Annotated in this window: 9 protein-coding genes; 3 read left to right on the top strand and 6 right to left on the bottom strand. The window is 58.8% G+C overall.

The window, feature by feature from the left end; genetic code table 11:
* The coding region (locus VL003_RS02070) for an amidohydrolase (protein WP_325439088.1) at positions 1-828 on the top strand (828 nt) is incomplete at its 5' end.
* A gap of 84 nt (positions 829-912) precedes the next feature.
* On the opposite strand, the gene VL003_RS02065 is transcribed toward VL003_RS02070, so the two are convergent.
* Positions 913-2532 (bottom strand): methyl-accepting chemotaxis protein, encoded by a 1620-nt coding sequence (locus tag VL003_RS02065; RefSeq protein ID WP_325439086.1) that lies wholly within the window; start codon positions 2530-2532, stop codon positions 913-915.
* A 222-nt stretch (positions 2533-2754) separates the two neighbouring features.
* Here VL003_RS02065 and VL003_RS02060 point away from each other — a divergent pair, with 222 nt between their 5' ends.
* Positions 2755-3975, top strand: a complete 1221-nt coding sequence (locus VL003_RS02060) for a PepSY-associated TM helix domain-containing protein (protein ID WP_325439084.1) — start codon at positions 2755-2757, stop codon at positions 3973-3975.
* A gap of 239 nt (positions 3976-4214) precedes the next feature.
* Positions 4215-6353 (top strand): TonB-dependent siderophore receptor, encoded by a 2139-nt coding sequence (locus tag VL003_RS02050; RefSeq protein ID WP_325439080.1) that lies wholly within the window; start codon positions 4215-4217, stop codon positions 6351-6353.
* Positions 6354-6427: 74 nt separating this feature from the next.
* Here the strand turns inward: VL003_RS02050 and VL003_RS02045 are convergent, their stop codons facing one another.
* From VL003_RS02045 to VL003_RS02025, 5 genes are all read right to left on the bottom strand, one after another.
* A complete protein-coding gene (locus VL003_RS02045; RefSeq protein ID WP_325439078.1) occupies positions 6428-8017 on the bottom strand; it encodes a bifunctional aminoglycoside phosphotransferase/ATP-binding protein in 1590 nt (529 codons plus the stop codon).
* 143 nt (positions 8018-8160) lie between these two features.
* Positions 8161-9468 (bottom strand): fumarylacetoacetase, encoded by a 1308-nt coding sequence (gene fahA / locus VL003_RS02040; protein WP_325439076.1) that lies wholly within the window; start codon positions 9466-9468, stop codon positions 8161-8163.
* Positions 9469-9484: 16 nt separating this feature from the next.
* On the bottom strand, positions 9485-10024 hold the full coding sequence (locus VL003_RS02035) for a VOC family protein (protein WP_325439074.1): 540 nt from the start codon (positions 10022-10024) through the stop codon (positions 9485-9487).
* A 3-nt stretch (positions 10025-10027) separates the two neighbouring features.
* Positions 10028-11104: a 4-hydroxyphenylpyruvate dioxygenase gene (gene hppD / locus VL003_RS02030; RefSeq protein WP_325439072.1), complete on the bottom strand. Its 1077-nt coding sequence runs from the start codon at positions 11102-11104 to the stop codon at positions 10028-10030.
* A gap of 508 nt (positions 11105-11612) precedes the next feature.
* Positions 11613-12242, bottom strand: coding sequence for a hypothetical protein (locus VL003_RS02025; RefSeq protein WP_325439070.1), 630 nt, complete (start codon positions 12240-12242; stop codon positions 11613-11615).
* Between the last annotated feature and the right edge of the window lie 79 nt (positions 12243-12321).

Genomic DNA, 12321 nt, shown 5'->3' with positions numbered 1-12321 from the left:
CAGTACCTGGCCGAGCACGGCGAGTTCTCGGGTACGCTCAACCTTATATTCCAGCCCGCCGAAGAAAGCCTGGGCGGCGCCAAGCGCATGATCGAAGACGGGCTGTTCAAAAAATTCCCTTGCGACGCCGTCTTTGCCATGCACAACATGCCCGGCTTCAAACAAGGAAAGCTGATGTTCCGCGAGGGCGCGGCCATGGCCTCATCCGACTATGTCACCATTACCCTCACGGGCAAGGGCGGCCATGGCGCCATGCCCCATTTGGCCACCGACCCCATCGTTGCCACAGCCAGCATCATCATGGCGCTGCAAACCATTGTGTCGCGCAACGCCGACCCCCAGGAAACAGCCGTTGTCACCGTGGGGTCAGTGCAGGCCGGCAAGGCCAACAATGTCATTCCCAACACGGCCGTACTTGAACTGAGCGTTCGATCGCTGTCGCGCGAATTGCGTGAGCTGATCGAGCACCGGCTAAAAGATATTGTCGTGTCGCAAGCCCGCAGTTTTGGCGTAGAAGCGCATATCGATTACCGCCAGGGCTATTCCGTACTGGTAAATACGCCCGACGAAACCGAGTTCGCTCGCGAGATCGGCCGCAAGCTGCTGGGCGCCGACAATATCGACCCGCAATGCGCCGCCTTGACCGCCAGCGAAGACTTCGCTTTCATGCTTGAAGAGCTCCCCGGCTGTTATTTGTTCATCGGCAATGGCGAACGCGGTGTGCCCGGCGGATGCGAAGTCCACAACCCGGGTTACGACTTCAATGACCGCAACCTGCCCATTGGCGCGGCTTATTGGGCACTGCTGGCCGAGCATTACCTTCGTTGAGCAGCCGCGAAAAATAAGGGCGAAACGTCAGCCGAGCGACAAAAAAAGGCGCCTCGGGGCGCCTTTTTTCTTTTGCAAAAACCCTTAATGGGACAGCGCCAGCTGCGCGACATGCGGAGCCCCAAGCAGTTCAACAGGCTCGGCCGGCTCATACGAAGACCCCTGGCGGTCGATCTTGAACGTGGCCACCAGCCGGGCAAGCTTGGCAGACTGGTCTTGCAAGCTGCCCGCTGCGGCGGCGGCTTCTTCGACCAAGGCAGCATTCTGCTGGGTGGCCTGATCCATTTCCGACACGGCCTGGTTGACCTGATCGATGCCCACGCTTTGCTCTTGGCTGGCCGCGGTGATCTCACTCATGATGTCGGTAACCCGTCGGATGCCCGCCACGGTTTCACGCATGCGCTCCCCGGCCTCGGTCACTTGCCGGTTGCCTTCTGCTGTGCGGGCCACCGACGTGTCGATCAGGCCTTTGATCTCGCGCGCCGCCGAGGCGCTGCGCTGGGCCAATGCCCGCACCTCGCTGGCCACCACCGCAAAACCGCGCCCTTGTTCGCCGGCACGCGCCGCCTCGACCGCCGCATTCAACGCCAGAATATTGGTCTGGAACGCAATGGTGTCGATCACGTTAATGATGTCGGCGATATGTTTCGACGACTCGTTGATGGCGCCCATGGATTCCACCACTTGCGCAACGACCTCGCCGCTTTTAACAGCCACCTGCACGGCCGAATCGGCCAGACCGCTGGCAACCTTGGCATGGTCCGCGTTTTGCCTGACCGTGGCGGTCAGCTCTTCCATGGTCGCGGCGGTTTCGGCCAGTGAGCTGGCTTGCTCCTCGGTACGCGACGACAAGTCGACGTTGCCGGCCGCTATCTGTTCGGCGGCACTGGCAATAGAGCCTGCCCCGCTAAGCACATCACTGACCACGCTTTGCAGGTTGTCGTTCATCTGCTTTAGTGCTTCCAGCAAGCGGCTGGTTTCGTCGCGGCCGCTTACTTCGATGGTGGCGGTAAGGTCACGCGACGAAACCGTGGCAGCAAAATCCACCGCGCGCCGCAGCGGCAGGGTGATCGAGCGCGTAATGGTAAACGACATGAACACGCCAATCAGCAGCGCCACGATGGTCAGGGCCACAAGCAGGGTCATGCCCATGTTGTTGGCGTCGTAAAGCTCGACGGCCTGGTCGTCTATTAGCTTTCTTTCAAACTGCAGCAGGTCCTGGACGCTACCGGTGTAGGCGGCCAGCAGTTTTTCCAGCTCGTTTTCAAAGAAGTTATTGGCCGTTTGGTTGTCGCCCACAATACGCGCCTGAAACGCGGCATTTCGTTTGTCGCGGTATTCGGTGCGCCGTTCCAATACTTTCTTGAACAGCGCAATCTCGCCGGGCTCATCCAAAGTCTCGGCCAACTGATCTTGAAGGCGCTGAATCTCGGCGCTGGTTTGCTCCATGGCTTTTTCGATGTCATGGCGCATGTAGGGGTCATCGATCTTGCCCGCCGCAATGGTGCGCACTGCATTCAGCGAAGTAGCCTGATACCACTCGCTCATGACGCGCTCAACGGGCAGCCGGTCGCTGATGACATTCGCGGCGATATTCGACGAACCGTTGATGCGCCAGACCCCAATCGCAGCCAGTGTGGCCAGAAGCAACAGCAGTAGTGAAAACCCGAACGCAAGCCGGGTGCCGATATTGAATTTATTCACAAGCTTCCCTCAGTGGGTAAATACTCAATGTACTGAGCAATTGATTTAATTACGGCATTTGAAGCGAAACTTTACGGCGGCTAGGGGCAAACCCCTAAAAAAACGGGCAACAGGCTAGGCAATTAATGTTTACGAACAAGAATCGTTTGCATTACTATTCGTTATTGCGTCAGCGAAATAATCAACAGCCTGTTCAGCAAAGGCACAATAGGAGGGCCCGCAATGACCGCGGCGGCATCACTCAAAACTTGGTATTGGTGGCACAAGTGGACCAGCCTGGTCTGCACGGCTTTTTTACTGGTCATATGCATCACAGGCCTGCCCCTGGTGTTTCATGAAGAGATCGAGCACTGGCTGGAAGAGGGCAAACCCTTTGCCGAGGTTGCCCAGGGCACACCCCGCGTTGCGGTTGACGAGCTGCTGGTTTCAGCCCGGCAGCAGTACCCTGACGAAGTGCTTGAGTACGTATACTTCGACGAAGACCACCCCACGGTTTATGTAGGCATGTCGCCCTCGCACACGGGCGACCCCAAGCTGACGCACTACATGCGCTTTGATGCCCATACTGGGGCCCTGCTGCACGATGCCCCCACCGTACTCGAAGAACAGTTCAGCTTCATGGGGGTGATATACGCCCTGCACGTCGACCTGTTTACCGGCCTACCGGGTCAACTGTTTTTAGGCCTGATGGGCCTGCTGTTCGTCATTGCCCTGGTTTCAGGGGTGGTTCTGTACGGCCCCTTCATGAAGAAGCTGGAATTCGGCACCGTGCGCCAGGGCAGGTCGCGCCGACTGAAATGGCTCGACCTGCATAATCTGTTGGGCATTGTATTGCTGGGGTGGATGATGGTGGTGGGGCTGACCGGCATCATCAACGAGCTTTCGCGGCCGCTATTCGCCCTGTGGCAAGCCACCGACCTGGTCGAGCTGACGGCTTCTTATAAAGACACGGCCCCGCCCACACAAGTGGCTTCCGCCGACGCAGCCATAAAAGCCGCCGCACAGGCCGTGCCCGGCCATCGCATTATCAGCTTCAGCTACCCTGGCAACCTGTTTGCCACGCCCCACCACTACATGGTGTGGACCAGCGGGAACACGCCATTTACCTCGCACCTGATCGTGCCGGTATTGGTGGATGCCGCCAATGCCCAGGTAACCGCCGTGGTGCGGCCCCCTTGGTACCTGGCGGTACTGGCCTTGTCGCAGCCCCTGCATTTTGGCGATTACGGCGGCCTGCCTTTGAAGATACTGTGGGTGCTGCTGGACCTGCTGACCATTGTGGTACTGGCAAGCGGCCTGTACCTGTGGTTTGCGCGACGCAAAGCAACCGACGCTCGTATTGCCAACCTGGCACAAGGTCATCGCGCGCCCGAAGCCGTGCCCGTCGCCACCGCCACCGCCACCGCCCGCCAATCCGCCGACGCCGCTGGAGGCCGCCCATGAAACCCCGCAATGCTTCATTCCGGAAAACCTGGCGCGCCCCCATTGCGCTTGCGCTGCTCACCTGCGCGGGGCTGCTATCGGCCCTGTTCGGCACCGGAGCCTGGCACTGGGCTTCGTGGCTCTGTCTGGCAATTCTGCCGGTCACGGCGGTAGGGTACTGGTTGCGGCCCCGAAGCAGGGCCGCGCCGCCTACTCCGATTTGAAACCGTTGCTATTGCAGTACTTTCACGGAGCACAAAATGTCCAACTCATTCTCGAGTCGCCCGGCGGCTCGGGCGGCATCCGCTTTTGCCTCGGTTGCCGTCATGGCCACCGCACTCACTCATGCGCCGGCCGAGGCGCAGGCGGATCAAGGCGCATCCGCCACCCAAACCTTAAACCCCATTACCGTAACCGGCAGCAGCGAAAGCGCGCTGGCTCCGCTAGAAGGGTATGCAGCGAGCTCCTCGCTCAGCGCCTCAAAAACAGACGCCCCGCTGATTGAAACGCCGCAAGCCGTAACCGTGATCACGGCCGACCAAATTCGCGACCAGGGCGCGCAAGGGCTGCAAGACGCCTTGAACTACGCGGCTGGCGTACGCTCGGACGCCTATGGGCTGGATTCCCGTTCAGACAACTTCAATGTGCGCGGATCGTCACCCGCGGTGTACCTGGACGGCTTGCGCACCAACTACCAGTACTACACCAGCACGACCCGCAGTGAACCCTACACGCTGGAGCGCATCGAAGTCCTGCGCGGACCGGCGTCCATGCTGTATGGCCAGGGCAGTACGGCCGGCGTCGTCAACATGGTCAGCAAACGCCCTCAGGCCGACACCCGGCGCGAGGTCGGCATTCAATACGGAACGCACAACCGACGCCAGATTCAAACCGACCTTACCGGCGCCATCGACGAAGACGGCCGGTGGCTTTACCGCGTGGTGGCCGTGGGCAGAAAGTCGGACACCATGGTCGACCAGGTACCCGACGACCGCCTGGTGTTGGCACCCTCGCTGACCTGGAAGATTTCGCCCGATACATCGCTTACGCTGATGGCTTTGTGGCAAGACGACCAGTCGGGCTCGACCGCGCAGTTCCTGCCGTACGAAGGTACGCTGCTGGACAACCCCAACGGGCAACTGGACACCCGTACATTCATCGGCGACCCCGATTGGGATCGCTACGATTCCAAACGCCGCTCCATTGGATGGGCCTTTGAACATTACCTGAACGACAACTGGACGCTGAGGCAGAACGCGCGCTGGTCATACAACCATGTGGATTACCGCAGCTTGTATGGCGACCCGTTCTCGCTACCCGGTTCATGGGCGGCCGACCCCTTCAACAAACGCCTGATAGGCCGCTACGCCTGGGGTTCGGACACGACGGTACGCATGCTGCAGGCCGACCAGAACTTGCAGGGCAAGTTCAGCACCGGCCCGCTGCAGCACGACTTGCTGTTCGGCTTCGAATACACCTACGCCAAACACGAGGAAGCGACCGCTTACGAAAGCCCCCTGACGGTGCCGCTGATTGACGCCTACAACCCGGTTTACCCCAGCTACACGCCGCCGTCTTTCTTTGGCAGCCCGACCATGCGCCAGCGTGACATGGGTGTGTACGTGCAAAACCAGATGCGTCTGAACGACTGGATTTTTGTAGCAGGCCTGCGTCGTGATCGTTCACAGAATAGGGTGGTGGGCTCGCCCAGCCACGTCAGCCAGGCCACGAGCAAACGCTTCGGGCTGTTATATGCATTTCCGGTTGGCGTTTCGCCCTACCTTAGCTACAGCGAATCGTTCACGCCCGAGCTGGGACGCGATGCACAGGGCACGCCGTTTGTACCCTTGCGCGGCAAACAATGGGAAGCCGGGATCAAGTACGAATCGCCCGACCGTGCCACCCTGGCCAATATTGCTGTGTACACCTTGAAGGAACAGAACCGGTTGATCGGCGACCCCGCCAATCCCACGCAAAGCATCCAGGCAGGCGAAACCCGCAATCGGGGTGTCGAGCTGGAACTGAAAACCACAGTTGCACGCAACCTGGACCTGATCGCCAACTACAACTATGTAGACCTGGATGCCCAGCTGGAGGGCCAGCCCAAACACCAGGCGTCGCTATGGGGCAAATACCGCTTTGCCCTTTACAACACGCCCGGTTTCTCGGTGGGGGCCGGCATACGTTGGGTAGACGGCTTTCGTGACCGTGGCGGCCCCGAGGTTCCCAGCGTAACCCTGGTCGACGCCATGGTGGCTTACGACACGCCGCAATGGCGCTTTGCCCTGAACGCCAACAACCTGTTCGACAAGACTTACGTTTCTACCTGCCTGGAACGCGGCGACTGCTGGTACGGCGCACGCCGGTCGGTCGTGGCCAGCGCCGCATACAAGTTCTAAGTACACGCGCTCTTTGTCGTTGAACGCTCTGGCTAGCCGGCGCGATGGTTCTTGCGCAGACAAGCCAAGGGCGTTCAGGTCAAGCTCGGCGCGGCTCCCAACCGCGCCAGTACATTCTGCGCGGTCGCTTGTGATGTGCCGCCGGCTGGAATCGTTTCCCACTCGACAAGCGCTGCCTGCCGCTGCAACTGCGCCAGGACCACCTCTTTACCGGCATCAGAAGGGTCGCCGGTGCGTGCCTCGACCCGAGCAATCAAGGTGTCGGGCTTTGCCTCGAGCCAGATACCCCTGAAAGGCACGCCCGCCCGCACGGCGCATTGCTTGATCCGCGCGCGCTCTTCCTGTCTTGAGAACACGCCATCCGCAATAACCGAATAGCCCCCAGCCAGAATCTGCTCTGCCTGTTCATACAGTGCGGCGTAAACCTGAGCCGACGATTCTTTCGTATAGCTGCTGGACGGCAAGCGCGTTTCGGGCGACACCCCGGCCATGTACTTACGAACGCGGTCGGTGGCCAGAATGCGCGCCCCCGGGGCCGTGCCCACGCAGTGGGCAATGGCGGCGGCAACGGTGGACTTGCCCGAGCCGCTTAACCCGCCGATGGCAACCATGCTTATGGGTACAAACTGCAGAAGCTGCATGGCCAACGCCAAATAGGCCTTGGCCTGCGCAACAACTTCTTCGCGTTGCGGCATCTGGGGCAAGACTGCTTGCGTGGCCAATACCTGCGCCCGTATCGATGCGCGCAACGCCATGAAGAACGGCAGCAGAGGCAGGCCACCGGCTTCATCAGTTTCGTCCATGTAGCGGTTCATGACCCAGTTCGCCTCAGCCTTCAGGCCCGCTTGCCATAGATCCATCAGCAAAAACGCCAGGTCGTACAACACATCAATGACAGCGATGGAGTCATTGAACTCGATGCAGTCGAACAGCGTGGGCCTGCCCTCGAACAAGCAGATGTTTCGCAGATGCAAATCGCCATGGCACCGCCTTACACGGCCGGTTGCAGCGCGCTGATCGAGCAATGTGCGGTGTTGATGCAATGCCGTGCGCAATGCGGCTCGAAGCTGTTGCACCACATGAGCGCCCAGCACCGGCGCCATGTCCTGGTTCTGCTCGTTCAGCGACAACACGGCTTCGATCGCCGCCGAGCCCGAAGCCATGGCATAAACGTTTGCCTGTTCATGAAAGCCCGCGATGTGGCGGGCCAGCGTCGTCAGCATGTCGCGCTCAAGCGCCCCCTCTTGAGCAAGCTGCGAGAACAAGGTGCTGTCGTCGAAGCGCTGCATCTCTACCACGGCATCCACCAGCTCGCCCTTGCCGTCAAACTCGAGCTTGCCGTTTGCCGCGCGGGTGATGCGTCGCACACCCAGGTAAATCGCGGGCGCCGTGCGCCGATTCAACGCCACTTCGTGCTCGCAAGCGGCCGCCCGCAAAGCGGGCGTGGAAAAATCAAGATAAGGCAGGCGAATGGCCCGCTTCAGTTTCCAGACCAGAGGGCCCCGCATGACGATGATGGATATATGGGTTTCGACCATGCGGTCTTCGGTGCGACCGGCGTAGGTGCGACCGGCGTAGGTGCGGCCGGCGTAGGTGCGATCGCCACCCGAAGGAACCTGGCCGCACAGAAATTCGACGACTTCTGATTGATCACACCACGACATAACACCCCTTTTTGCAAACCGGATCAATGTGCAATATCGCTGCGCCGGCAACGTCACGAAACCCGCAAAGTGCACGTCAGTTACCCATTTATGATTGGGGGGCAACGATTGCTAAGCTTGTCCAAAGCGCAACAGACCCGTGTTCAATGTTTACAGGGCAGCACCGTACCCCGGCATTCGCCGAAGCCAATACGCTTCGCGTTGGGCCGTTCACACCATGCGCGAAGCACGACGGAATCGCCATCGGCAAGAAAAGTTCTGGTTTCGCCATTGGGCAGCTGCAAAGAAGTTTTTCCGCCCGAGGTCAATTCCACCAATGCCCCAGCCTGATCCAGGGTCGGCCCCGACAGCGTCCCGGTTCCGAAAAGGTCGCCGGGCCTGAGATTGCATCCATTGACGGTGTGGTGCGAAACCAATTGGGCCATAGTCCAGTAGGCATGCCTGTAGTTGGTTCGGCAGATGGTCGCGTCGGGCTGCCCGGCCTCTTGCATTCGCGATGTTTGCAGCCCGATCTCCAGTTCAATGTCGAACGAGCCCAGGCGCCGATTCTGCTCGGAATCAAGATAGGGCAGCGGTTGCGGGTCTTCGGCCGGGCGAACGAAGGGCACGCGGTAAGGAGCAAGCGCCTCAAGCGTGACGATCCACGGCGAGATGGTCGTTGCAAAGCTCTTTGACAGAAAAGGCCCCAGCGGCTGGTATTCCCACGCCTGTATGTCGCGAGCCGACCAGTCGTTAAGCAGGCAGATGCCAAACACATGATCGTCGGCATCGCTTATGGGCACCGCTGTACCCGATTCGTTACCCCGGCCAATGAACACGCCCAGCTCCAGCTCGATGTCCAGACGCTGGCTGGGCGCAAGCTGTGGCTGGGCGGCACCGGGCGGCAGCACCTGCCCCAACGGTCGACGAAAGGCGTGACCAGACACCGCAATGCTGGAGGCGCGGCCGTGATAGCCAATGGGTATCCATTTATAGTTCGGCAGCAAGGGGCTTTCTGGACGAAACAGCCTGCCGACGTTGGTGGCGTGATGAATGGACGTATAAAAATCGGTGTAATCGCCAATGTTGGCGGGCACGCTGAACTCGGCGTCGGCCTGCGGCACCAGGCAGTGTTGAAGTTGCGCTTGTTCGCCGGCACCGGCCCGCAGCCCGCGCGACAGGCTCAAGCGCAAGGCGCTGCAGGCGGCGGAACCAAGCGCCATAAGCCCATTGAGTTTTTCTTGTGCCGCCGCCTGCGCGGCCAGCGCGGCCTGTCCGCTAAACACCCCTGTGGCGGCTACCGCAGCCAAATCTAAAATCTGCTCGCCAATGGCCACCCCGCCACGGTATTGTTCGCGGCTGCCGCGACGGCGAAAAACCCCGAACGGCAGGTTCTGTATGGGAAAGTCGCATCGTTCAATGTTGGCCGACGCCACCCAGCTCTGCAAAGCTGGGTCGTGTGTTTCGTTCATTGTGTAGGCCGCGCCCTTAGTGTTGCGATGCACGGCTATGCAGAAAGGCGGCATGCTTGGGCGCCCGCTTGGTTCGCGACCACTCTTCTAGCATGTCCCATTTGACCGCATCCAGCTGCTGCAGCTGCGCGGCTTCTTCCGGGTCGGGGCACGCCAGCTCTAATCGGTGTCCATTGGGGTCGAAGAAGTAAATGGAGTGGAAAATGCCATGGTCGGTAACGCCCAGTACCTGAACACCGTTGGCTTCCAAATGCGTTTTGAAGGCCAGCAGCTCTTGCCGGTCTTTGACCTTGAACGCGATGTGCTGCACCCAACCCGGCGTGTTTGGGTCGCGCCCCATCTGGGGCTTGGTGGGCAGCTCGAAAAACGCCAGCACGTTGCCGTTGCCCGCATCCATAAAAACATGCATGTACGGATCGGGCTCGCCGGTCGAAGGCACGTTGTCTTCGGAGATGGCCAGCACGAAATCCATGTTCAGCATCTTTTGGTACCACAACACCGTTTCTTTTGCGTCGCGGCAACGGTAAGCCACGTGGTGTATACGGTCGATCTTCATGGTTTACCCCTGGGCGCTGAGCACGCCGCGACGGATCTGATCGCGTTCCATCGACTCGAACAACGCCTTGAAATTGCCTTCGCCAAAACCCTGGTCGCCCTTGCGCTGAATAAACTCAAAGAACACCGGGCCCAGTACCGGCTGTGAAAAGATCTGCAGCAGCAACCGCTTCTCGCCCTGAGTGCTGCCATCGAGAAGAATTCCGCGCGTCTTCAGCTCGGCAATGTTTTCGCCGTGGCCCGGCAGCCGCTCGTCGAGCATTTCGTAATAGGTGTCGGGCGGCGCCGGCGCAAATGGAACGCCGGCCGCCTTCAAAAGATCGAGGCTCGACTTCAAGTCGTCGGTCAGCAACGCAATGTGCTGAATACCTTCGCCGTTGAACTGCATTAAAAACTCTTCGATCTGCCCGCCCCCTTTTTTGGACTCTTCATTGAGCGGTATGCGGATCATGCCGTCGGGCGCGGTCATGGCCCTAGAGGTCAGGCCCGTGTATTCACCGGAAATGTCAAAGTAACGGATCTCGCGAAAGTTGAAGAGTTTCTCGTAGAAGCCGGCCCAGAATGCCATGCGGCCCCGGTATACGTTATGGGTAAGGTGGTCGACCAGCTTCAGCCCAAAACCCTTGGGCTTGCGCTGAACACCCGGCAGAAACTCGAAATCAATGTCGTAGATCGACTTGCCTTCTTCAAACCGGTCAATCAAGTACAAAGGGGCCCCGCCAATACCCTTGATCGCCGGCAGCCGAAGCTCCATGGGGCCGGTGGGTATTTCCATAGGTTGGGCGCCCAGCTCGAGCGCACGGGCGTAAGCGAAATGAGAGTCTTGAACACGAAAAGCCATGCCGCAGGCCGAGGGCCCGCGCTCGGCGGCAAAGTAAGCCGCCGGGCTTTTTGGTTCATTGTTGACGACGAAATTGATGTCGCCCTGCCGATACAGCGCCACATCCTTGGAGCGATGACGAGCAACCTTGGTAAAGCCCATAAGCTCGAAAAGCGGCTCGAGCACATTGGGCGTCGGAGAGGCGAACTCAACAAATTCGAACCCCATCAGCCCCATGGGGTTCTCAAACAGATCGGACATGGCAATACCCTTACTGACAGAGAACGGTGGATCCAGGAACCAGCGTCAAACAAGTTAAGTATGGGCGAGCACGTGCCGTATCACAACCGGTTTTTATTCAAAGATTATGCCCTGGCTGGGCTAATTACCGAGCGAGTAGAGGTTGCAACCCCTACTTGTTACTGGGCGACCGCGTCAACATCTGCTTCGATAAGCGTCTCTGGCAATGCAGTTACGGTGCTCTTTTACCGATAGGCGATTGAGCACTGGCGCTAAGCGCCACAGCACTGGCCGCAGCGGCGGCCAACCCCACAAAAATAGGTTAATGGTGTAGGCGGCCTCCTTGGCGATTGAACAAGGCCAAGACTACCAGCGGGAAAACGTAAGCCCTAACAATACAATTGATAGGCGGCCATAAATATTGTTTATGGTATGCGCGAAAGCCGCAACTTCCGAAGTCGTGCGCGGTCCAGCACTGTTGCTCGAGATTTCCCCGAACATGTCGCTAATAGCACCAAATCGAAGCAGTTTATGGTCTTTGATCCGGTTTTGACTGGTTAATATCTGAGACCACAGCGACACTAATTGCCGCTAAGTTTCTATTAATTCCCTGAATAGAATCGCGGATGCTCTTGAGGGTAGTTTGGTTTCGTCCCTCAATGGCATCAACCACTGCTTGCTCTAGGCTTTTTATCGTTACCATTCCCCTAAAATGCTCGATGGATAGAACACAGGTGTCGATAGCCCTTTTCTTCGGCCAAAGCGGGGGGTTGAACCTGTACGTTATATCTAACTGAATCCCTTCTGGCCCTAGCTCCTCTGCAAGCCCTCCGAACTGCCCGCCGTGAAATACCAGGCGCTGACCGGGCGCAAGCAAAGGTATGCCCGATGTGGGAATATAGCTGCCCTGCCCAGATGAGGACTCAATCCCATACCATCCAATAGGGATCGGTTTTGAGAACTTTATATCGGTGGCATTGCCGGTTCCTACATTCTCAATAACCAGTTCGATTATTGATTGCTGCCGCTCGCTAGGTTGATAGTATGCAACGACTTGGGGCTGGGAGTTTTTGTAGACTGCCACATACGCCACCAATGCGGCAAGTGCGGCAGATGCCGGGGCCAAGTAGTCGGCCAGATATTGGGTCAAATTGCCCATCGTCAGTCTCCCCTGAGACTCATAGCGTAAAACCCGAGGAATAAACAATATTCATGTAACTTTTTTTCGATTGAGGCGT

This window comes from Pusillimonas sp. (genome assembly GCF_035515275.1).
Lineage (GTDB): Bacteria > Pseudomonadota > Gammaproteobacteria > Burkholderiales > Burkholderiaceae_B > Pusillimonas.
Note: the sequence above shows the minus strand (reverse complement) of the source record. Positions and strands in the feature narration are given on the sequence as shown.